23 protein-coding genes are annotated in these 24,014 nt (G+C 29.3%); 2 read left to right on the top strand and 21 right to left on the bottom strand.

What is annotated here, in order from left to right; all coding sequences use genetic code 11:
* Positions 1 to 20: 20 nt before the first annotated feature.
* The 4 genes from ftsH to ACO5J6_RS01965 form a co-directional block, all read right to left on the bottom strand.
* Complete coding sequence (gene ftsH / locus ACO5J6_RS01980; protein WP_485641717.1) at positions 21 to 2,315, bottom strand: ATP-dependent zinc metalloprotease FtsH; 2,295 nt, start codon at positions 2,313 to 2,315, stop codon at positions 21 to 23.
* Entirely contained in the window at positions 2,305 to 3,705 is a 1,401-nt protein-coding gene (tilS, locus tag ACO5J6_RS01975) for a tRNA lysidine(34) synthetase TilS (RefSeq protein WP_485641716.1), read from the bottom strand. The genes ftsH and tilS overlap by 11 nt, the downstream gene beginning before the upstream one ends.
* A 17-nt stretch (positions 3,706 to 3,722) precedes the next feature.
* Positions 3,723 to 4,673, bottom strand: coding sequence for an endolytic transglycosylase MltG (mltG, locus tag ACO5J6_RS01970; protein WP_485641715.1), 951 nt, complete (start codon positions 4,671 to 4,673; stop codon positions 3,723 to 3,725).
* A gap of 91 nt (positions 4,674 to 4,764) precedes the next feature.
* Positions 4,765 to 5,622, bottom strand: coding sequence for a hypothetical protein (locus ACO5J6_RS01965; protein WP_485641714.1), 858 nt, complete (start codon positions 5,620 to 5,622; stop codon positions 4,765 to 4,767).
* A 199-nt stretch (positions 5,623 to 5,821) separates the two neighbouring features.
* Here ACO5J6_RS01965 and ACO5J6_RS01960 point away from each other — a divergent pair, with 199 nt between their 5' ends.
* Positions 5,822 to 6,976 (top strand): CapA family protein, encoded by a 1,155-nt coding sequence (locus tag ACO5J6_RS01960; RefSeq protein ID WP_485641713.1) that lies wholly within the window; start codon positions 5,822 to 5,824, stop codon positions 6,974 to 6,976.
* Between the two features lie 327 nt (positions 6,977 to 7,303).
* Here the strand turns inward: ACO5J6_RS01960 and ACO5J6_RS01955 are convergent, their stop codons facing one another.
* The 8 genes from ACO5J6_RS01955 to ACO5J6_RS01920 all read right to left on the bottom strand — a co-directional run bounded on the left by ACO5J6_RS01955 (position 7,304) and on the right by ACO5J6_RS01920 (position 14,743).
* On the bottom strand, positions 7,304 to 8,026 hold the full coding sequence (locus ACO5J6_RS01955) for a YaaA family protein (RefSeq protein WP_485641711.1): 723 nt from the start codon (positions 8,024 to 8,026) through the stop codon (positions 7,304 to 7,306).
* 32 nt (positions 8,027 to 8,058) lie between these two features.
* A complete protein-coding gene (locus ACO5J6_RS01950; protein WP_485641710.1) occupies positions 8,059 to 9,192 on the bottom strand; it encodes a YiiG family protein in 1,134 nt (377 codons plus the stop codon).
* A gap of 30 nt (positions 9,193 to 9,222) precedes the next feature.
* Positions 9,223 to 10,158, bottom strand: coding sequence for a DUF3829 domain-containing protein (locus tag ACO5J6_RS01945; RefSeq protein ID WP_485641708.1), 936 nt, complete (start codon positions 10,156 to 10,158; stop codon positions 9,223 to 9,225).
* Between the two features lie 85 nt (positions 10,159 to 10,243).
* Complete coding sequence (gene nrdF, locus ACO5J6_RS01940; RefSeq protein WP_485641706.1) at positions 10,244 to 11,248, bottom strand: class 1b ribonucleoside-diphosphate reductase subunit beta; 1,005 nt, start codon at positions 11,246 to 11,248, stop codon at positions 10,244 to 10,246.
* A 20-nt stretch (positions 11,249 to 11,268) separates the two neighbouring features.
* Positions 11,269 to 11,490, bottom strand: a complete 222-nt coding sequence (locus ACO5J6_RS01935; protein ID WP_485641705.1) for a hypothetical protein — start codon at positions 11,488 to 11,490, stop codon at positions 11,269 to 11,271.
* A 30-nt stretch (positions 11,491 to 11,520) separates the two neighbouring features.
* Complete coding sequence (gene nrdE / locus ACO5J6_RS01930; RefSeq protein ID WP_485641704.1) at positions 11,521 to 13,614, bottom strand: class 1b ribonucleoside-diphosphate reductase subunit alpha; 2,094 nt, start codon at positions 13,612 to 13,614, stop codon at positions 11,521 to 11,523.
* A 124-nt stretch (positions 13,615 to 13,738) separates the two neighbouring features.
* Complete coding sequence (gene nrdI / locus ACO5J6_RS01925; RefSeq protein ID WP_485641702.1) at positions 13,739 to 14,113, bottom strand: class Ib ribonucleoside-diphosphate reductase assembly flavoprotein NrdI; 375 nt, start codon at positions 14,111 to 14,113, stop codon at positions 13,739 to 13,741.
* 390 nt (positions 14,114 to 14,503) lie between these two features.
* Positions 14,504 to 14,743, bottom strand: coding sequence for a thioredoxin domain-containing protein (locus tag ACO5J6_RS01920; protein ID WP_485641701.1), 240 nt, complete (start codon positions 14,741 to 14,743; stop codon positions 14,504 to 14,506).
* Positions 14,744 to 15,116: 373 nt separating this feature from the next.
* On the opposite strand from ACO5J6_RS01920, the gene metH reads away from it, so the two are divergent.
* Positions 15,117 to 18,617, top strand: a complete 3,501-nt coding sequence (gene metH / locus ACO5J6_RS01915; protein ID WP_485641699.1) for a methionine synthase — start codon at positions 15,117 to 15,119, stop codon at positions 18,615 to 18,617.
* A gap of 147 nt (positions 18,618 to 18,764) precedes the next feature.
* Here the strand turns inward: metH and ACO5J6_RS01910 are convergent, their stop codons facing one another.
* The 9 genes from ACO5J6_RS01910 to ACO5J6_RS01870 form a co-directional block, all read right to left on the bottom strand.
* Positions 18,765 to 18,944 carry a hypothetical protein gene (locus tag ACO5J6_RS01910; protein WP_485641697.1) on the bottom strand — a complete coding sequence of 60 codons (180 nt, stop codon included), beginning with the start codon at positions 18,942 to 18,944 and terminating at the stop codon, positions 18,765 to 18,767.
* Between the two features lie 120 nt (positions 18,945 to 19,064).
* Positions 19,065 to 19,319: a Txe/YoeB family addiction module toxin gene (locus ACO5J6_RS01905; protein ID WP_485641695.1), complete on the bottom strand. Its 255-nt coding sequence runs from the start codon at positions 19,317 to 19,319 to the stop codon at positions 19,065 to 19,067.
* Between the two features lie 4 nt (positions 19,320 to 19,323).
* Entirely contained in the window at positions 19,324 to 19,584 is a 261-nt protein-coding gene (locus ACO5J6_RS01900; RefSeq protein ID WP_018498538.1) for a type II toxin-antitoxin system RelB/DinJ family antitoxin, read from the bottom strand.
* A 117-nt stretch (positions 19,585 to 19,701) separates the two neighbouring features.
* A complete protein-coding gene (locus ACO5J6_RS01895; protein WP_485641693.1) occupies positions 19,702 to 20,103 on the bottom strand; it encodes a hypothetical protein in 402 nt (133 codons plus the stop codon).
* A 198-nt stretch (positions 20,104 to 20,301) separates the two neighbouring features.
* Positions 20,302 to 21,240, bottom strand: coding sequence for a bacteriophage abortive infection AbiH family protein (locus tag ACO5J6_RS01890; protein ID WP_485641692.1), 939 nt, complete (start codon positions 21,238 to 21,240; stop codon positions 20,302 to 20,304).
* Positions 21,241 to 21,267: 27 nt separating this feature from the next.
* Positions 21,268 to 21,537: a hypothetical protein gene (locus ACO5J6_RS01885; protein ID WP_485641690.1), complete on the bottom strand. Its 270-nt coding sequence runs from the start codon at positions 21,535 to 21,537 to the stop codon at positions 21,268 to 21,270.
* Positions 21,513 to 22,292 (bottom strand): copper homeostasis protein CutC, encoded by a 780-nt coding sequence (locus tag ACO5J6_RS01880; protein WP_485641689.1) that lies wholly within the window; start codon positions 22,290 to 22,292, stop codon positions 21,513 to 21,515. The genes ACO5J6_RS01885 and ACO5J6_RS01880 overlap by 25 nt, the downstream gene beginning before the upstream one ends.
* A gap of 65 nt (positions 22,293 to 22,357) precedes the next feature.
* Complete coding sequence (locus tag ACO5J6_RS01875) at positions 22,358 to 23,215, bottom strand: histidinol-phosphatase HisJ family protein (RefSeq protein WP_485641687.1); 858 nt, start codon at positions 23,213 to 23,215, stop codon at positions 22,358 to 22,360.
* Between the two features lie 52 nt (positions 23,216 to 23,267).
* A complete protein-coding gene (locus ACO5J6_RS01870; RefSeq protein ID WP_485641686.1) occupies positions 23,268 to 24,014 on the bottom strand; it encodes a hypothetical protein in 747 nt (248 codons plus the stop codon).

The raw sequence follows: 24,014 nt of genomic DNA, 5'->3' as shown, positions 1-24,014 counted from the left end.
CACCCCTTTTAAATTTTCTATTATTTCATAAAATCAGGAATTTCTATTTTCTTTTCTTCTTTTTTTTCTGAAATCTCACTGTCCATTTCAGGCAGATGCTCCGTTTCTGTAACGCCATTTTTATCATTTTCTTTGTCTGAATGGTTATTTTTACTTTCCAAAACTAATTCTTTTTCGTTATTAATTTCAGTATTGTAATTTTCAGAAGTTTCAACCGACTGCTCCGAAATATTTTCTATATTATTTTCAATATTTGAAGAAGAATACATTGAATTATTCTGTTTATCATTTCCCATATTTTGATCAGTTTCCTCAGAAACATTTTCAACTTTTTGATTTTCATTTTTCATATTTTCGGAATTTTCTAGGCTTTCGTCATTTTCTTCTTTTTCTTTTTTGAGAATATCTTCAATCGTTACTCCTGATATAATTTTTCTTACTTCATCTCCCGTAATAGTTTCTTTTTTCAATAACAGTCCTGCAACACCGTCAAGCTTGTCTCTGTTTTCTTTTAAAGTGTTCAACGTTTTTTCGTATTCTTCACTCAATATTTTTCTTATTTCCAAATCTATTTCTCTTACAGTTTCATTACTTTTATTGGACACAAAACTAAATTCATCTTCCGAATTTTCAAGATTGACAGGACCAAGCACCTTACTCATTCCTACGCTTTCTACATACATTCTTGCAAGTCTTGTAGCATGCTTTATATCCGCATAAGCTCCCGTGCTTATATCATCCAGCACTAATTCTTCAGCTGCTCTTCCCCCGAAAGCAACTTTTATTTTAGCCAATATTTCTTTACTTGCAATTACAAGTTTTTCTTCAGGCAGAGGCATCATAAATCCTCCCGCATCCCCTCTCGGTATTATAGTTACTTTATGAACAGGGTCGGCTCCCGGAGTAAGTTCACTCATAACTGCATGACCACCCTCATGATAAGCAAGAAGTCTTTTTTCTTCAGGTTTGATTATTTTACTTTTTTGTCCTAATCCCATTCCTATCTTATCGACCGCTTCATCCAAATCTTCCATTGTAATTGTATCCGACGCCCTTCTTGCAGCCAATATTGCTGCTTCATTCAACAGGTTCGCCAAATCCGCTCCCACAAATCCGGGTGTTATTTTCGCAATATCTTCAAGTTTTACATCATCAGATAATTTTTTATTTTTCGCATGTACTTTTAATATAGCAATTCTTCCCTCCAAATCAGGAGCGTCTACATTTATTCTACGGTCAAACCTTCCCGCTCTCAACAGTGCGGGGTCAAGTATATCTTCCCTATTTGTTGCGGCAATGACTATTACTTTTGTATCTGTTTCAAATCCGTCCATTTCTACAAGAAGCTGATTTAATGTCTGCTCTCTTTCATCATTGCTTCCGCTGTTTTTACCGGTACTTCTTCTTCTACCGATAGCGTCTATTTCATCTATGAATATTATGGACGGTGTAGTAGATTTTGCCTTTTCAAATAAATCCCTTACTCTTGAAGCTCCAACTCCTACAAACATCTCTACAAATTCCGACCCTGAAATAGTATAAAATGAAGCTCCCGACTCTCCTGCTACAGCTTTTGCAAGTAATGTTTTTCCTGTTCCCGGTCTACCAAGCAGCAATACTCCTTTAGGAACTCTTGCTCCTGCTTTCGTATATTTTTCAGGATTTTTAAGGAAGTCCACTACTTCTTTTAATTCCTCTTTTGCTCCGTCAACTCCTGCTACATCGTCAAATTTTACTTCGGGTTTTTTATCAAGTTTATCCGCTCTTGATTTTCCAAATCCGAATATATTTCCCGGTCCTCCACCTTGGGATCCGCTCATTAATTTTCTACTGAAATATATTATTATTCCTACCATTAAAATTATAGGTAATACATTAATTATAAACATAAGAAATAATCCCGATGATGACGGCTCGGAAACTTTCAGTCCAACTTTTTTATCTTCCAGAGCTTTAACGATAATAGGGTCATCTCCTACCCTATCAGTTATTTTTCTCGTAACATATATTATATCTTTTTTATTTTCTTTTACATTTGCTATCAGTTTATCATCTTTTTCAGTAATTTCTTTAATTGAACCATTTTTTATTTTTGTTATAAATTCACTATAAGTAATTTCTTTTTTTTGCTGAAAATAATCCTGAACATTTCCGCTCCAGAAAAATAAGAAAGCCAATACTATCAATATAATAAAGGCTAAGACTGAAGATGAGCCGAACGGGGACTTATCTCCATTTGTACCTCTTTTTCTGTTATTATCCCTTCTCAGTTCTTCCAATCGTTTTTTTATATCATTCTTATTTTTATCGTCCATTTTTCCTCCCAATTATTAACATCTTTTCGTTACCTGCAATTATATTTATTTTTTCTTCTTCTATCTTTCTTAATTTTATAGAAAAATTCAAGTCACCTACTGCTAATATTTCCTTATTATTCAAGTTTTCAAATTCAATTATAGGAATTGTATCTCTCTCCCATTTTGAAATTTTTTTATCTATTAATATTTTTTTTACTTTTTTATGTCCCAAATTATTTAATAATATTTTATCTCCTTCTCTTCTTTTTCTTATAATTATCTGATTTAGAGTATTAATGCTATTTTCAACAAATTTTAGAAAAATATAACTTGTATCTTTGTTATTATAGAAAATTTCATTACTCATTTTGGATTTATCATACAAATATATGGTGTAATTGTACCATTCTATACTTTGATTTATCTTTAAAACTTTTATATTATTATCTTCATTTTCAGAATTTTTTTCTTTTTCCGTTTTTTTAATAATTTCCGTTTTTTCAATAATTTTTAAATTCCCATACTCATTTCTTAAAAATCTGTTATTTCCCAGATTAAATTCTTTTGAACCTTTTATATCGATATTTCCGTTTTCTTTAAAAATACTATTGTAAATTTGATTTATTTTTCTTCTGCTTATTTCCACCTTGTTATCTTTTAGATATTCTACAAAATTTTCTTTAGTTTCTCTTTCATTTTCTTTATTACTTATTTCTAAATCGTTTATCTCTAAAATAAGGTCGTCTATTTTTTCCCTGAAATTCGGGTTTACTTTTGAAAACAATGGAAAAATCTTATTTCTTATATAATTTCTTGTATATTCATTTTCTTCATTGGTATAGTCTTTTATATATTCTTCTTCATTGAATTTCAAACAATCCAATATTTCTTTTTTTTCAAAAGAGAGAATAGGTCTTATTATATTTCCTCTCATTTCAGGAATACTTTTGAGTCCTTTTACAGATGTACCTCTCAAAAGCCTGAATACAAATGTTTCAGCATTGTCATCAAGATTATGTCCTGTAGCAATTTTATTATATCCTATATTATTCAAAGTTTTTTCCAACGTTAAATATCTCAATTCCCGTGCTGCAAGTTCTATGGATTTTCTATTTTTAGCAGCATAATCGTTCACATTTACACTTTTTATATATAAAGGGCTATCGTTTTTTTTAGAAAAATTTTTTACAAATTTCAAATCATTTTCCACGTCATACCTTAAGTTATGATTTACATATAACAACGACAGTTCGAGAGAGTAATCAACTTTTAGGAAAGACAAGACCCGATATAGAAATACCGAATCGGGTCCGCCTGAAAAAGCAATCAATATTTTATCATTTTTTCTAATAAAACTGCTTTTTTTTAAATTATTTACTTTCTCTTTCAACTTGCCAAAATTAAACATTTTTTTCCTCTATTCTTTTATTTTAACTGCCCTGTTTCTTTTCTTTTTTGTATATGCTCATCATGAGTTTTGGAGTAATAAGTCTTTCCTTTATAAGTGAAAAAGAAAAGATTATCCGTAACTTCAGCTTTTTCCACTGCCTGAAAAGTATCAAAAGGAGGGTTTCCTATAGGAGTGGGAGGTAATCCTTTGACTTTATAGGAATTATAAGGAGATTCTTTGGACTTCAGCTCTCCTTTTAATGCCTGTCTACCCAACTCATATTTCAATGTAGCATCCGACTCCAGTTTCATATCTATTTTAAGACGCTTTATAAATACCCCTGCTACTTTAGGTTTATCGGCAGCATCGGAAACTTCCGCTTCGACAATGGAAGCCAATTTTAGCTGGTCATAAAATTTGTTTTTATCAGGATATTTTTCAGGCGGGAATTTTTTCAAAAATTCATTTAAAACTGTTTTTATTACTTGTTTTGTTGTAACTCCCTCAGGGAAAATATATGTTTCAGGATAAAAATATCCTTCAAAATTATTGTTTTCATGGGGATAAGGAAAGTTTATCTCTTTTAGTGCTGCGTCAATTTCTGCTTCAGTTCCCAATCCAAGTGCATTTATTCTCTCATAAACCTGTTTTTTCGTAAATCCTTCAGGAATAGTAAGTCTTACTCCGTTAGATTCTTTATTTTGTATTTTTCTTACTATCTCATATCTCGAATATTTTCCATTAAATCTATATGTTCCTATTTTTAAATTTGAAGAATTTCCCGTTATTTTCAGATATATTTTGTCAATCATTTCGTAATTCAGCCCTAATTCTTTATATATCTGCTGAAAACTTTTGCCTTTTGTTATATTCACATTCTTGTTTTTATAATCTTTCTTTACCATAAAAAAGCTATATACAAATATTAAATTTACAACGATAAATACACTTATAAATACGTTAAATGCTATGAGTATTTTTTTCATATTCCTCCTATTTTATTTCTTTTGTTTTATGTTTTTTTATACTTTTATCTTAATTATTCTTTTATCTTATTATTTTATCATTTATTCAAATCTAATCTATCTGAAAATAAGATTCTAAATTTTGATTCAATCTTTCTTCTATTTTCTTTGCTCTTTTTTCCTGTTCCGCTTTCTCAATTTCCGCTCTTTCTTTATCAGGCGATTTCAATTTGCTGTTATAAGCAACATCTCTCAAATCCTGATTTTCATTTATTATTTTTTCGTATTTTTCTTTTTCTTCTCCCGTTAATCTTATCTTACCGTCGGAATATCTGGAAAATACTCTTAAAGTATTGTCATTTTGAAATTTTATAATCATATATTTATATTCAGGGTCAAAATAGACTACTTCATTTTTATATGCCTTGAAACGACTTTTTTGCGTTTCAAGATATACTTTTCCTTTTGTTTCCTTTATCCATGCCCTTTCCTTATCTTCATTCCAAATATTTTTCAAAGAGTCATAATACATTTTATTTATTTTGTATCCGCTTTCTTCCTGATTAAAAATATATTTAATATTTTTGTATTCAGCTTCCCTTCTACCTGTTGTTTTTATGAGATACCAGTCTCCGTAAGACATCGGTACATAAAATCTTAAAACAGGATTTATCTTTTTATCCAGCTTATTTATAGCTCTTTCAAGTTTACTCTGTTTTTTTGCTTTTACTTCTTTTTCATCAATTATTTTATCCAGATAGATAAGTTTTTCATTGTCTTTTTCAGACTGTTCATCTTCATCATAATCATTTTCAGATTCTGTTTCATTTTCCTGAATTATTTCAACTTCTACTGTTTCTTTCCGTTGATTTATATTTTTTATCCCGTTATTCTTATTTACTGCTTTTCCAAATATCAATATTGAAAACAAAATGAAAATCAACAATCTATATGAATTATTTATTTTCAAACTTTTCACCTTTTTCATTTCAAAATTTTCTATAATTATAGCATATATAGACTTTTTTATAAAGTATATTATTGTATTTCAATTAAAAATAGTTACAATTCCTTTCATTTAAAACAATATCTACATTTTTGATATTATAACTGTTGCATTTTTTATTAAAAACAAGTACAATACTTTATCAATATTCAGGAGGAGTTTAATGAAAGGAAAAAATATAAAATTACTGTTTAATTTTATTCTTTTAGTGTGTTTATTATATTCATGCGGTCAAAAATCAGATGATATTCAAAAAAAAGAAACGGATAGAAATGTTCAGGAAAAAGAAGATAAAAAGACTGAAAACAAAGACAAAAACGAAGATAATATTTCCAAAAGAGAAATTACAATTATCGGTGTAGGAGATATTATGCTCGGGAGTAACTATCCCGAATTATCCCTGCTCCCAAAAAATAATGCCAATATTTTGGAAAATACCGAAAACATTTTAAAAAAAGCTGACATTACAATCGGTAATCTGGAAGGAACACTTTTTGATGCAGGAGGAACCCCTAAAAAATGTTCCGATCCAAAAGTCTGCTATTTGTTCAGGACACCTTCAAAATATGGAGAATATCTAAAAAAAGCAGGATTTGATTATTTGAGTATTGCCAATAATCACAGTAATGACTTTGGTGCTGAGGGAATTAAAAAAACTATGACTAATCTTGATAATCTTGCAATCAAATATTCAGGAATAAAAGAGAAAGCTGAATTTGTTCTATTGGAAAAAGACGGAATAAAATATGGATTTGTATCTTTTGCACCTAACAGCAGGACTGTGAATATAAATGATCACGAATATGCTTCAAATCTTATAAAATCAGTAAAAGAAAAATCCGATATACTTATTGTTATGTTTCATGGCGGAGCCGAAGGGAATAATAGCCAGCACATTACGAGAGAAAAAGAAATTTTTCATGGAGAAAATAGAGGTAACGTGTTTAAATTTGCAAGAATGGCTATAGATTCAGGAGCAGATATAGTTTTCGGTCAAGGGCCGCATGTTACCCGTGCGATTGAACTGTATAAAGATAAATTTATTTCATACAGTGGAGGAAATTTTGCTACTTACGGAAAATTCAATTTAAGCGGACCGAGCGGCATAGCTCCCATATTTAAAATTACTATAGATAATAAAGGAAATTTTCTCAATGGCGAAATTATTTCTACAAAACAGTATAAAGGAAGTTTAGGGCCATTTATCGATAAGAATAATGAAGCAGTCAAAAAAATAATTTTCCTTAATAAAGCTGATTTTCCTGAAGGAAATGGACTTAATGTCTCTCCTGAAGGAAAAATATCAAAAATAAAATAAATTTGAAAAATCTATCTTAAAAAATCTATCTTAGTTAATAGAAGTATAAATAAAGTCATAGTAAAAAATAATATTTATGAAATTCTTCAAAATTTTACAATATAAAACAGGAAATGAACTTTAGAAAAAGTCATCTGTTTAAGCCTTTAGGCGAGTTTTTGACTTTTTCTTGGTGAATGACCGTTTTATATAAGTAAAATTTTGTTAAATGAATAAATATATTTTTTACTATAGTTTTTTTTAAATGATTTTATTTGTATTTCTATCAGTAAGATAGATTTTATTTTATTTTCGATATTCTTAGATAATTACTTATTTTCATTCAATTTATATTTCTTTTATATAAATATATTTTTTACCGTCCGACATTTTTTCATTATATTTATATTCTTCCAAAGAAATATTTTTCAACTGTTCAATATCAGTTATTCTATTTTTCACAATATGATTTACTGTAAACCCTCTCATCTTTTTGGAGTTTGTACTTATCTGCTTTAATTTACCGTCTTTTTTATCATAAAATTCCAAATTGTACATATTTTCTAAATTCAATATTTTGGAATATTCCTTTGAAGCCAGATTTATTATACATTTCTCATTTTTAAAATAATCATTTATATCTTTTTTCCATAATTCATAAAGCGATTTATTATTAAATATGGAATTTGTCATATCCAACCTGTATTCTTTTAAAGTGCTGAAAGGAGTCAAAGCTCCATATAATGCCGATAATATTACAAGATATTCCTGTGAAAAATTCAGATCATTTTCATTAAAATTATTTATGTTCATCGATTTATAGGCAATTCCTGTATAAGTTGCAAGAGCATGTCCATATCCCTCATTTTCAAAATTCCTGTAAAATTTCAACAGTTTTTCTGACTGTTCTTTTTTCAGCTTAAATTTCTTCTCAATTTCCGTTTCATTCATTTTAGAAATTTCATTTATAATTTTATCTGTAATATGAGGAAATAGAGGATTTTTATATTCTTCTATTCCCTTTAGCTTTGATATTTTCTTAGTTTTACTTGGCGATATTATTATTTTCATTATTTTTTCTTTCTAAATTTTATATTTGAATTTTAATCTGTTTTATTTTCTAATAAACTGTGAATTTGGAAAGTAGGCTCTGCACTTTTATTCTGATATAATATTATCAGTTCATTGATTTCTTTATTTTTATCCTCTTCTATTCTCTTTATTATTAGAGCTGATATATTTGAAGCTTCATTCATTTCTTTTATAATATCATCATATATTAATTCGTTAATCATTTCTTTTTTTATCTGGTCTTTACTTATCTTTTTTAAATTTTCCAATGTTATTCTTAAAGTTTTCTGAATACTTTTCAAATTATTAATATATTGATTTTTATCTTGAGTTTCTATTTTAAATATATCTGATTTTTCAATATTATTTTTATTCTGAAATAAATTATCTGTAAGCATCTCCGTAAGAAAACTAAGTTTTAAAAGTTCTCCTGTTATCTCTTTATTATTAAATCTTTTTAAAACACTTATAGCATTCCTTAATAAGAAATATTTTACTTTTTTATTTGATTTATTTAGTTCTTTATATTTTTCTTCTGTATTTTTCAAACTATTAAAATATTCATCATTCAAAATTTTTCCTTTTTGGAATTTATCTTTTTCATATTCTTTTGTTATATAATAATCTTTTATTTCCTTCATAACTTTTCTTTGACTTTCTATAGCATTTATAAATCCTTCAACAGCTACATCTAATTCTTTGTATTTCGGTTCTTCTGAAAGTAATCCTTTAGCTTGCAAAATTTTTCTATTTAATTTATCAAAATTATCGTATTTTGAATCTTCCCAAAGAGAGTCCAAATCTGTTTTATCAGAAAGAGCAAAATTTCCTTTCTCATTCAAAAAAGATTTTGTATATTTTTCTTTAAATTCATCTTCGGAAGCCAATGATTTATATTCTTCTATTAAATTTACATAAATATTATATTTTTCTTGACTACTCATTATTTTGTTAATTTCTACAGCAAAATCCTTGTCATCATTTACAAAAGAAACTTCTTTTATATTTTCATCATCTTCATATCTTATTTCCTTACCTTCTTTTATAATAGCCTCATAATTAATTTTATTGTCCTCATTTTTAATTTTTTCCTGTTTTTTTCCGTTACAACAAATTAATAATAAAAACAATATTAACAAAATACAATCTTTAAATTTTATCTTCATCAATATTCTCCTTTAATAAAATATTTAGAACTATTTCTTACCAATTATACCGTTATAATCATCTATAAATTTATCAAAAGAAACACTGAATTTTTGGCTTTGAGGATATAAGTCATCGGATTTTTCTTCTACATATTTCATAAGATTATCCATTGAATTTATAATATTTTCAGAGCTTGCCCTAAATTTGACATACTCATCCAAATTATATCCCTCTTTTCCTATTCTCTCCCCTTTGACTTTTATCCAGTTATTATATGTTTCCTTTGCAGTCTGATTTAATTTTTTCAGTTCAGCAATATCCTCTTCGGAAAATTCTCCCTCTTCAGATTGATATAACTTATTAGAAAAAGCTTTTATATCACTAATAAATTTTGACATATAATATCCTGCTTCCGAACCTTTGCTTTTCATTTCTTTCAATTCTTCTTCCGACAGCTTATTAGCATATTTCTCCATATTTTCCGAATAAACAATATATTTTTCGGCACTTTTTATATTAGCTTCCATATACTTCTGATGAAGCTGTTTCCCTTTTTCAAAGTTATCTTTCTTATACTCTCCATTTTTATAGTAGCTGACTATTTCATTCATCAATGATTTTTCATTATCCATAGCATTCAAAAATTCTTCAAGGCTTTTATCAAGCTCTTTGAATTCAGGATTTTTCTTAACTTCTTTTTTCATTTTGTCTATTATTTTATCCAAATATTCTATATCCGGATTCAAACCTGAAACCGCATTAATACCCGCTTCATCAGGTTCTTTAAAATTCAAATCATTATCCGAAAAATTTTGTATATATACACTGTGAAATTTATTTAACTTACCGTCTTTAATTTCATTATAAAATCTTACATACTCATTATACTTTTCTGACTTGTTATTTTTATTGCTCTTATTTCCACACGATATTATCAGCCCCATTAACAATAGACCTGCTAATAATAAATTTTTTAATCTCATATTTTATCCTCCGAAATTTTTTCTTACCCTTATTATATAAAAATAAAGCCAATATGTAAATATATATTGACTTTATATATAAATATTATATTTCCAATTCTATTTCATTATCTTTAAATTCAAAGTCATCATCATGTAAATGCACTACTTCCAATGCTTTTTCATAGTTTGTCGATTTTTTGGAAAAGAAGTCATGTTGTGTAGTTTCTACATTCAGTCCGTTTAACACAATAGGATTTACATCTTTTACTTCAAATTCCTCTTCAAATCCTAAATTCATCAATGCTTTATTGGCATTGTATCTTATATATTCCTTGACGTCGGCTGTAAGTCCTATATCCCCATAAACTTCATCTGTATATCTTGCTTCATTTTCATATAAATCGTACATCAGCTCTTTCAATTCTTTTCTGACACTTTCTTTTTCCTCGTTAGAAAATGTGGCATATATTTCCTGCGAAAGCAACCCTACAAATACGCCGTGAATAGACTCATCGGCGATTATTTTCTTAATTATATCACAGCTTGCTACCATTTGTCCTTGTCCTGCAAGCCACAAAGGTAAGAAAAATCCACTGTAAAATAAATATGTTTCCAAATAAACTGAAGCACAGAGAGCCATATAGATTTCCCTTTTTGTAGCTTTCGGATTATTCATTTTTTGATAATAATAATCAATTTTGTTCGCTTTATACTGCAAATGCTCATTTTCCTGCACCCAGTTGAATGTTTCGTTTATCTCTCTTGTGGATGCAACCGTTGTAAAGATTGTAGAATAAGACTTCGCATGGATAGTTTCCATCATACACATATATGACAACACCGAACGGCATTGAAGCGAATCAATATGGTCTATAATTTTAGGCATTCCCGTATGACTTTGTAAAGTATCTAGAAGTGTCAGACCTCCCAATACCTGCAAATAAGCCAGCTTCATTTGCGGCTCCAAAGAATGCCAGCTGTCTATATCCTTTGACGGAATATATTCAGTATCAATCCAGAATTGTTTTAAATTCTGCTCCCAGAACATCTCCACATAATCATTTTCAGGGGTGTTCCAGTTCACTGCTTCGTATATTTTTTTATTCATTTTGATTTTCTCCTTAATTATTAATCTCCAATATAGTTACCAAATTCATCCAATTCAATAGAATTAGGTTCAAATTCTCTTAAATAATCTTCATACGTCATTGTTTTCATGTCCCATTCGTACTCTCTTTCTTCTTGTTCATCATCGTATTCTAACGTACTTTTTCTCCATTTTCTAATATTCATTTGTATTATTTTAATCAAATTTATATATTTATCTTCTATGTCGACACGAACATTCAAGTACTTGTCCAAACTTTTCACAGAAAATAACTACACCGAGCAACTCAAACACTCCTCAATAGTAGCTTTTCTTGTTCTTGTATAGTAAAGCGATTTCAAACCTAATCTGTGGGCATAAATATACAGTCTTGCCAAATCCCTCGTAGTATCCGTACTTTTATTAAATAATATTGTGGATATTCCTTGGTCTACGTGTCTTTGTATTACAGACACAAGTTTCAGTATATTTTTCTGATCCATATCATATGCGGACTTGTAGAAGAAATAATTATCGTTTGTCAGGTAAGGCATAGGATAGAACGTTGTGCTGTCTCCATATTCTCTCACTTCTATCGTATCCACTATAGGCATTACCGAAGCTGTGGAGTTCATAATATATGACGTAGACTGATTTGGTGCTATTGCCATTCTGTAAGCATTGTAAATACCGTGTTTCATTACGTCATCTTTCAGTTTTTCCCAGTCCTCTTTTGTCGGAATATATATTCCCTCAAACAGTTCTTTTACTTTATCTGTTTGCGGAATGTATGATTTTTCAATATATTTATCAAAATATTTTCCGTTGGCGTATTCCGATTTATCAAAGTCTTTAAATGTTTCCCCTTTTTCAATCGCTATTTCCATTGATTTTTCAAGAGAATAATAATTTATCATCATAAAAAATACATTACAAAAATCAAGGGCTTCCTTACTCTCATACATTATAAAGTTTTTAGCTAAAAATCCGTGCAGGTTCATCGCTCCCAGTCCTACACTGTGTAACTCCTCATTAGCTTTCTTAATGGACGGAACAATGTCAATATTAGTCAAATCGGATACCGTAGTCAATGAATCAATAGCAGCTCTTGTAGCTTCCTTTATTCTTTTATTTTCCATTACGGTAACAATATTCAGTGAACCTAAATTACATGAAATCCCTCTTCTTATTGTATCTTCCTCAAAATACGGATTTATATCCGACACTTCTGACAGCTGCATTATTTCGGTACATAGATTTGAAAATTTTACATCACCTATTTCTTTCAATGCGTGTTCCTTATTTGCGTTATCTTTAAAGAATAAATAAGGATACCCGCTTTCTTTTTGAGTTTGTGAAATTTTCACAAGCAATTCCCTCGCATTGATCTTTTTCTTTTTGACATTAGGATTATCTACCAGTTTTTCGTACATTTCATTCATATCCATTTCATCCAGATACTGATTGTATTCCAAAAATACAGTATGCGGATTGAATGTATAGCATATTTCATCTTCCCTCGCAAGCTCCATAAATTTATCAGGAACAATTACCCCTATTGAAAGGGACTTTATTCTTATTTTTTCATCCACATTTATCTTTTTACAATCCAAAAATTCATTTATATCAGAATGAAATACATTTAAATAAACTGATCCCGCTCCTGCTCTTTGTCCAAGCTGATTTGCATAGGAAAATATATCTTCAAGAATTTTCATTATAGGCAGTACTCCCGAAGCTCTTCCTTCCACTCCTTTTATAGCTTCTCCTCTTGCTCTCACTTTGGATAGATTTATCGAAACGCCTCCGCCAATAGAAGAAAGTTTCATTGCAGAGTCAAATATATATCCTATTCCGCTCAAATTGTCTCCCATTTCATCAAGGAAACACGATACAAGTTCCCCTGACCTCTTTTTCCCCGAATTTAAAAATGTAGGAGTAGCAGGCTGATATTCCTGATTAATCAGCATTTCAGCATATTCAAGGGCTTTATCGACATTTCCCTGTGCTAAGTATAAGGAAACTATAGCTATTCTGTCCTCATATCTTTCAAGAAATTTTTCTCCTGTATCATCTCTTAATGCGTAACTCTGATAAAATTTGGACGCACTCATAAATGAAGCAAATCTGAATTTTTTATTATATACAAGCTCAAAAACTTTTTTAATATCTTCAAATTTATACATATCATAAAAATTTATATAATAATCATTTTCTATAAGGTAGTCCATTTTTTCCTTTAAATTATGAAAAAATACGGTATTCTTATTTACATAGTCCACAAAATATGAATAAACCGCCTCCCTGTCTTTCTCCAACTGAAATTCTCCGTCTTTTTTTACCATAATTTCATTATTCAAATATATCCATTTTTTTGCTTTTGTCATTTCTATTTCCTTTCTAACATAAATCACTCTATTTCTTAAAATCTAAATTATTTTGTTTTTATTATCCATATTTTTCCCGTATTTCTTTATCCCCTTTTTCTATCATAAATCCTGCATAAATTCTTTAATTATCTTTTTCTATATAATTTATCAAATATTCGACTTGGGGATGCGTTCCTGACAATTCAAATTTCATCAATATCGGAATATTATATTTTTCCGATATTTTATCGGCAGCAAGGGCAAAAAGTGTCCCCCAATTCATATTACCGCTCGAACTTACTGATTTTATATAATCTTTATTATTTCCTTTTGCCATAAATTTTTCAGTTTTTTCAGGTACTTCGCCAAATTTTGTGGTAAATGTTATTAGATGTCCTTCATTTATTGCTTCAGTTTCTTCAGAAATTTTTATATAAGTCCATTCAGGTCTTTCTTTTTTCAATTTATCTACAAATCTCTGAACATTTCCGGTTCTGGAATCATAGTATATATACATCAGAATAGCTCCTCTTTTCATAATTTAAATATATAATCAGTTATATATTGTAAAATTATATATTATAAAATTAAGATTATGTATCATAAAATACTGTATAATTTATTATCATTATTTATTTCTTATTATTTGTCATTCATTCTCAAAAGAAATTATCAATAGCTGTCATCAGTAAATAAAGATAGACAAAGATTTTTTCTATTGTTCATGAAATTATCAGCAGCTGTCATTGTTAAATAATGAGCTTTGGACATTATGCAATTCATTTTCTCTGCAAAAATAAATACTCTTTAATACATTGTTATTAGAAAGAGTATTTATTTTAATTATATTATATTATATTTGATTATATTATTTTATATATCATCTTATATTATATCATTGATACTATTATATCATTGTTATTATTTCTTTTAATTCTTCCGGGTTAAAACCTGTAGTTCTTTTAACTTCCTGTTCACTCTCTAAAAGAATAGTTGTAGGAACTGTTCTTATTTTATATTTCATTGCCATTTCGGGATTATCGAAAGGATTTATTTTCTCATACTCAACTCCGCTTTTATCCAATAAATCCGAAACCATTGCACATGGATTGCAGTCATCTTTTTCAAATTTAATTAATCTTTTCATTATTATTTTCCTCTCCTAATCTATATTTTGCAAATTACTGCATTTTTAAAAATTATTTTTATTTCAATTACAAAACACAATATATAGTATTTTTGTTTTTTAATTTTTATAATATATAGTATACTCATTATGTAAAAAAATTTCAATATATTTATCCTTTGAAAAAAATTAAACAAATTTAATTTCTATATTTTTATTCAGTATTTACAATATTTTTCAATCTAATTTTTATTATATATATAATATATAATAAAACAGATATTATCTATGATAAAATCTAATCTTTTGCATATACATATGATAAAATTTATGATAAAATAGAAAAATATTAATTTTAAAATTTATATTTAAAGAGTTTAGGAGGAAAAAATAAATGACGGAAAAAATTAAATATAAAAAATCATTTACTCAGCTTAAAAAAGACCTTGATAATAAAATAGTTCTGCTTGACGGAGCTATGGGAACAATGATACAACAACAAAAATTATCTGCTGACGACTTCGGCGGAGAAAAATACGAAGGATGTAACGACTATCTTGTGCTTACTAAACCTGAAGTAATTAAAAATATACATAAAGCTTATCTCGAAGCAGGAAGTGATATTATTGAAACAAATACTTTCGGAGCATTAGATATAGTTTTAAGAGATTATGGCCTTGAAAACAAAGTATTCGAAATAAATAAAGCTGCTGCCGAGATTGTAAATAAGTCCATTGCAGAATATAGAGAAGAAAATCCTGACGAAAAAAGAAATCTCTATGTAGCAGGAGCATTAGGTCCGTCCAACAAGTCAATAAGTGTTACAGGGGGAGTAACATTTGACGAACTTACTCATTCATACTACACTGCTACCTGCGGACTTCTTGCGGGAAATATAGATTTGATATTATTTGAAACCATACAGGATACGAGAAATCTGAAAGCTGCTTATCTCGGATTACAGAAAGCAATGGAAGAATATTATCATGTGCCTCTGATGATTTCATTTACTATAGAAAGTACAGGAACTACCCTTGCAGGACAGACTGCTGACGCTTTTTATTACGCGGTTAATCATATGAACCCTCTTTCTATCGGACTAAATTGTGCTACAGGTCCCGAATTTATGACTCAGTTTCTGAAAATATTAAACGATATTTCAAATATATATATTTCAGTGTATCCTAACGCAGGACTTCCCAACGAAGAAGGAGTGTATGAAGAAACTCCTGATACATTGGCTACTAAAATGGTGCCTTTTTTTCAGAACAACTATCTGAATATCGTCGGAGGCTGTTGCGGTACTACTCCTGAATGTATCAGAAAAATAAAAGAAAAAAGTGTAAACTATCAACCAAGAAAAATTGAAGAATATCAAAAAACGAAAAATGCAGTCAGCGGACTTATCACGCTGAAACCCTCTAAAAACAGACCTATATATGTGGGAGAAAGGACTAATGTAATAGGCTCACGTATATTTAAAAACCTGATTGTAAATGAAAAATTTGATGAAGCTACTGAAGTCGCCAGATTACAGATAAAAGGAGATGCCGATATAATCGACGTATGCCTTGCAAATCCTGACAGAGATGAAGTAAGTGATATGAAAGCATTTCTGGAAAAAGTTGCAAAATTCGCCAAAGTTCCTATAATGCTCGATTCTACGGATATTAACGTAATAAAGGAAGGACTTACTTATTTACAGGGAAAAGGTATTATAAATTCGATAAATCTCGAAGACGGAGAAAAAAAGTTTGCCGATATGTCGGATTTAATCAAAAAATTTGGTGCTTCTGTCGTAGTCGGTCTGATAGATGAAAGCGGAATGGCTGTTTCTCTCGAAAGAAAACTCGAAGTTGCAAGAAGAAGCTACAAGCTGCTGATAGAAAAATACGGTATCGATGAAAGAGATATTATTTTTGATACCCTTGTATTTCCGGTAGCCACGGGAGACCAAAAATACATAGGTTCAGCTACAGCAACTATTGAAGCGATAAAAGAAATCAAAAAAGAAATGCCTAACGTCAAGACTATACTTGGAGTGAGTAATATCTCTTTCGGACTGCCTGTGGCAGGTAGGGAAGTGCTGAACAGCTATTATATGGAAAAAGCCTACAGAGCCGGACTTGACTACGCCATTGTCAATACTGAAAAACTTATTCCTATGTCTGAAATATCCGACAAGGAAAAAGAGCTGTCGGAAGCACTCCTGTTCAATACAAATGACGATACTGTCGCTCAATTTGTAGCATTTTACCGTGAAAAAAAAGGTGTGGAAAAGAAAACTGCCGACATAAGCAATATGACTCCTGAAGAACAGGTTGCCAATCTTGTCGTCGAAGGGAGCAAAAAAGACCTTATACCTCTACTTGATACACTGTTGAAAAAATACGCCCCTCTGGACATTATAAACGGTCCTCTGATGACGGGAATGGACGAAGTGGGCAGATTATTCAATAACAATGACCTGATTGTCGCTGAAGTTCTTCAGAGTGCTGAAGTAATGAAAGCCTCCGTTTCACATTTGGAGCAGTTTATGGAAAAATCCGAATCTTCTACAAAAGGTAAAGTCATAATGGCTACCGTCAAGGGAGATGTACATGATATAGGAAAAAATCTTGTAGGAATTATAATAGGAAATAATGGATATGATGTAATTGATTTAGGTATCAATACTCCCGCTGAAAAAATCAGAGAAGCTGTTATAAATGAAAAAGCTGATTTTGTAGGTCTTTCAGGACTTTTAGTAAAATCTGCTGCTGAAATGGTAAATACTGTAGCAGTATTAAGAGAAGCAGGCATTAAAATCCCAATATTTGTAGGAGGTGCTGCCCTAACAGAAAAATTTACGGTAAATAAAATAGAGCCGTCCTATCAAAATAATATAGTTATTTACTCCAAAGACGCGATGACTGCTTTGGGAGATTTGAATAAAATGATTGTCCCTGAAAAGTTTGAAGAATTTAAACAATATTTACAGTCAAGACGGGATATGCTCCTTATCAAGGATGAAAAAATCCTTGAAAATCTTAATGTTCGCCAAACTGTAGGAGATGTTAAAAATGCCGACGGAAGTTTTGATATTACAAAAGTAAAATTGCCTGAATATACTTTTGAAAAAATATATAAACCCTCTACATTAAATAAACAGATTATCACTAATATACCTGCAAAAGAAGTATTTAAATATATGAATATTCAAATGTTAATAGGAAAACATCTCGGAATGAAATGGGTTGTTAGGGAGCTTCTGGAAAAAGGAGATCCGAAAGCCACTAAAATATATAATGAAATCCTTGATATTATCAATCATGGAGATGAATACTTTGATATCAAGGCTATTTACAAATATTTTCCGTGTAGAAAAAAAGACGGAAAAATAGAGATTTTGTCAGATGATTTAAATGAAGTTATCGAAACTTTTGACTTTCCAAGGCAGACATGGGGACAGCATTTATCATTGAATGATTATATTCATCCCACTGAAATCGACTATATCGGAATGTTTGTAGTCAGTGCAGGAGAAAAATCCAGAATTGTTTCCAATGAACTGAAAGAAAAAGGGGAATTTTACAAAGGACATCTTGTAAATTCCATAGGACTGGAGCTGGCAGAATCCACTGCCGAATATGCTCACTACTTGATGAGAAGAGACGTAGGAATAATAGACGGAAATATAAGTATAGACGATATTCATAGAGCAAAATATCAGGGAAACCGTTATTCATTCGGATACCCTGCTTGCCCTGATTTATCGGATCAGGATAAACTGTTTAATTTATTAAAACCTGAACGTTTCGGAGTAAAACTTACGGTCGGACATATGATGTATCCCGAAGCTTCTGTAAGTGCCGTTGTTTTCTCACAGCCTTTCTGTAAGTATTTTAATATGTAAGAATATTTTAAGAAAACTATTTTATAATATTTTTTCAGAAATAACAAATTAAAATAAAGATGTAAAAAATATATTTATCTAACAAAATTTTTTATATAAAATTTTGAAGAATTGCATAAATATCATTTTTACATCTTTTATATTTTATTACACTGTATCTATATTTCTCACAGGATCTTTTTCAGTAATCCTTGTTTTTCTTATTTTATCGGTATAAATACTATCTATCGCTTTTGGATGTCCTATGAACATTTCCATAACAGACTTTATTGCTTTTTTCTGATATTCTAAATTATCATTAAATTGAAAGATTATTTTATTGGACATCTTATTTTCTCCTTTTGTTCTGTAATAAAAAAGCCTCATCTATTCTTTTTCAAATAAAAGAGGCTTATAAAATCTTTATTTTTAAAAATTATCCAGTCTTAATTTTTTTTGTTCTATAACTTATAATGATCTTTTACAGGAAGCAATTATAATCGCATCATTTTCTATTTTGTAAACAACTCTGTTTTTCTCATCAATTCTTCTGCTCCACCAGCCGCTCAAATTATTTTTTAGTGCTTCAGGTTTTTCAATACCTGAATACCAATTTCTTTGTATATCTTTTATTATACTGTTTACTTTTTTTAGAATTTTCTTATCTTCCTGCTGCCATTGACAGTAATCACCCCAAGCTTTTTCCTCCCACAATATTTTCACGTTATCACTCTTCAATTAAATCATGTTCTACTAATTTTGCTTTTCCTGATTCAATATCTGCAATAACTTTTTCTAAATATTTCATATTACTTTCAGAATAAAACGGATCTGCAGTAATTTCAAAAGGTATTCTTTTTTCTTTAGTAACTTTAGTGGCAAATATCGTAAATGCAGTTGTCATTGACATTCCCATTTCACGACATATTTTTTCCATTTCTTTTTTAATTTTTTCATCAATACGAAAATTAATCATCGCCTGTGCCATATTAATCACTCTCCTTAATTGCAAGTATACTCCATAACTTTCATTTTGTCAAGCATTTTCTTTACAAATAATATACAATATACATACATTTTTTATAATAATTTAAAATTATCTTTTTTATTTAATGCACACATATACAATGATATTAATGATACAAAGTACTACTAATATTGAATAAAGCAAGTATTTATTTTTATCAAAAAAACTTGTATCTCCACCTGTTTTTTCTATATTTTCTGCCATTCCAATTTTAGAAAATTCAAAATAAATCCAACTACCTAGGATTGACCAGTAAAAAGAAGCAATATCTTCTGATTCCATCATTATGTAAAACCAAAACTGATATATCATATAAATTATTAAACCTAAAATAATGAACAATAACTCATTTTCTTTTCCTGTATTTTCTTTTGTTTTCTTTCTAAAGTATTCCATAATAAAAATTATGCCTAAACCCGAGCCACCTGTAAGAAATGCAGAAATCATTAAAATTAATCCAAGCATCAAATCTATAATCATTCTTAAACTCCTTTTTATATAATAGTTTTATGTCTCTTTTTATTTAGTTGTCATTGTCCATTTTATAAGAAAAAGTATTGTTTTTTCCTTTGCCTTGTATTTATTTCTAAATATTTTTCTACATAATCGAAAAATTGATAATCTTATATTCAAATAATTTTCTCTACAAATGAAAATATAAAGTTCTCTTCTTTTTTATCATTCTATATGGAATGTATTTGTTTTTCCTCTAAATCCCGATTTTTTTATTATTTCTATATATTTTTTTATTTCTGTTTTAGAATCAAAATCATTAAAATACCAAACAATATTTGAAGTATTTATTTCTTTACATATTTTTTCTATATAAATTAAATCAACTTTCCCATAAGAAAAACCATAAGAATAAATTTTACCAATATTTTTTAAATTAGAAAAGAAATTCTTATTTCTTTTTAAAACTTCATTTGTATCTTTTTTTAAACTTTCTATAATATTATTTTGTGTTTCATATTTATCGTATTCAAAATCATCTTTTTCTTTATAGTTTTCTGTTTCTTCTCCGTGTCCAAAATATAATTCATCTTTTTCTTTAGCATTTCCATGTAAATAACAAATATTTTCCTTGCTTATTCTATATATAATTTCCAAAGTTGAAGTGTAGTTAAAACTTAAAAACTTATCACTATCTATATTCAATAATTTCTGAAAATCATTCTTGTATTTTGTTTTTTCAATTTTTATGCTTTTTATCCAATCTCTAAAATATTTTTTTATTTCTAAAAATGTAAGAAAAGATTGTGATTTTTCATCATTTCTTAAATAAATTTCTCCAAAATTTTCTGGTTCATCAAATTCTTCTAAGTACATTGAAAAATCTATTAATGATAAATTTTTTTCTAAATCAGACCATTTTTTACCTTCTACTTTATTTATAATATCAATAACTAACATTACAATCTCTTCTTCATTATATTCTAAAGTCTTAGAATCAATACTTGGTAAATCTACACAATCAAAAATTCCTAAATCTGGATCTTTTATTTTAAATTTTTTTATTAAATATTTTTTAAAATCATTATATTTCGTTTTTAAACTATGTGATATATCAAACCCATTTCCAATTATAAATAATGAACTTGTTTTATTATTTCCCATATTTTTACTTCTCTCCTTTCCTATACCCTAAATAAACTCAACCCTATAACTAACCTTACTCTCCCCCGAATTTCTCTCAATCAGACTTCTTAACTTCCTAAAAGTCTCATCCTTCAATGAAATATTATCCTTAACCGCCGAATCTCTGAACACAAATTTTATTAGTAATGGTTCTAATGAAGTTAATTTTTCCACCATTTTCTCTGTTATTTCAGTTTCAAGACAAATCAAATATATATTTGCATACAGATAAATCCTACTGCCAATATCCGTTAACATTTCCAAACTTTCTGACATCTATTTTCTAAATACTCCGCAATCTCTCTCACTGTTTTTTCATCAGTTTCAATAATTTCAAATTCGCTAAACTCTTTTAATCCCATATTTACATTTTCCTTTTTATATTCCATTAGGCTTTTTTTAATCTTTTTGGCGGACAGATGAAATGCCTTTGCTCCTGTAAATTCTATTATTTCTCCTATATTTCCTATATTAAGTCCTGCTCCTACAAGAATTTCAGGTTGATTTTTGTTATCTGTCTCCGAAAGCTCGACTAATTCTTTCAACAGCTCCTTACCTTTCAGACAGTTTTCCTGCTGTCCTGATGTAAGTATTGTCTTTACCTCTAATTCTTTCAGCTCATTAAATGCTTTTATCGGGTCTTTACATACATCAAAAGCCCTATGGAATGTTATCGGTATATTTCCCGCCTTGGAAATAAATCTTTTCATACTTTCTATGTCTATTTCTCCATCTTTGGTCAAAGCTCCTGTAACTATTCCGTCAGCTCCTAATTCTCTGAACATTTTTATTTCATTTTCTATAATGTTCAGTTCATATTCCGAATAGAGAAAATCTCCAAATCTTGGTCTTATAAGAACATTTATCGGAATATTTACATTTTTTCTGATTTCTTTAAAAAGACTTTCCGTAGGTGTAGTTCCACCAATTATGAGATTACTGCATAACTCCAACCTTGTTCCTCCGCCTTTTTCAGCATTTATGGCTGATTCTACACTATCCACACATATTTCAAGGGTATATTTTTTCATTTTCATCTTTCCTTATCTTAATCTTCATTATTTTAAATTCAACAATAATTTTTAATTTTTAAAATCTAAATCTTTTCCATAACTCTTTTTCTTCTGTTAAAAGTAGCTATTTTATCTATTCCATATTTTTTTACATATTCTACAGCTTTTTCAATATTCATTCCCACATGTTCAGGATAATGAGCATCACTCGACAATATTACAGGAATATTGTATTTCCCTATATATTCCATAAAATCACTATAAGGGGTTATTTCTTTTATCGGATATCTGTAGCTTGTTCCCGTATTTACATCCACCGTCATATCATTCTTTTTAAGCATTTCAGCAGTCTTTTCAAGTAATATTTCCACATCTTTTTTGTCAGGAATATTATTAAACAGCCTTAAATTAAAAGGATGTCCAAGTATATCGTAAAATCCTGTATTAATCACATTTTCAATTTCTTCCGTATAATTTTTCCATATATCAGTTAAATTTCTTTCTGTAAATTTATGCTTTAGACTGCTGAAATCAAATCCCCAGCCATTAATAAAATGAACGGAAACTATTAAATAGTCCCATTCATATTTCGATAATATTTCTTTCACTTTTTCCTGATTCCTGAAATTACATACTTCCAGTCCTATTTTCACTGGGTATCCTTTCGATTTCAGTTTATTCATAAAACAGACATATTCATCCAAAGTATGTACAAATTTTGACTTGGAGTTATCAAGCCATTTTTTTTGAAATTCTCCCGTTTCAGAGTTATCAAGAATAAGTTCATTATAGTATAAATCTCTAAATTCTTTAAAAGCGTGAGTATGTTCACTTATCCCTATTTCAAACAGTCCTTTATTTTCAGCCTGTCTGAAAAAAAGACTTACCCATTCTTCGTCATAATCTCCATACTCAAAGTGCATATGATAATCAGTCAGCATAACTGTTCCACTCTTTTCGTTTTAACTTAGTTTTAGCTATATTTGAAAATCCCTACTCTACAACTCTCCATTCATTTCCTTCTTTTACAAATTTAACTGTAGAAGTTGCAATATTAACTTTCTTTGTATTTTTCAGATAATTATATTCCAAATTTATATATGCCTCTATATCTACTTCCACTTCCCCTTTAAGTCTTTTTATTTTCGCATATTTTTCGAGGTTTTCATTCAAATGTTTATTCAGAGCTTCTTCATCATATCCTTTTATAAGGAATACAACATCTCCTGTATTACCGTTTTCATTTACTTTATAAACGGAAACTTCAAACTGCTCCAGCAACATTGTATTTGTTTCTTCCCATTTTTTGGCAAGTTCTTTATCTCCTCTTGAGCCTACATATTTATCTACGTCAACATTTATTGTCTTAAGCATTTCTCTCGAACCGTAATTTGAAATTTCCTGCATTGCTTTAGCATAATTATCCGCCGCTTCATTTAATGTTTTAAATTTCTTAATTCCTGTAGCTTTTCCTGCCGTTTTTGCTGTCGTTTTCTGATTAACGGCTTTTACTCCTGTCTTTGCATTCGTTGGATTTGTCGTACCTGTTGCAGCTTTATTCGGAACAGCTTTCACAGGATGAGCCGCTTGTGCAGGTTTTGCCGTTGTTCCCGCTGCTGCTTTTGCAGGGGCTTTCTTTGCCGGAGTTGCTGCTACCGCTTTCTTTTGTGTTTGAGCAGCAGGTACCGCAATCATTACTCCTTGAGCCAAAATTAATAATGTAACTAAAGTTTTTTTCAT

The organism is Pseudoleptotrichia sp., assembly GCF_057270515.1.
Note: the sequence above shows the minus strand (reverse complement) of the source record. Positions and strands in the feature narration are given on the sequence as shown.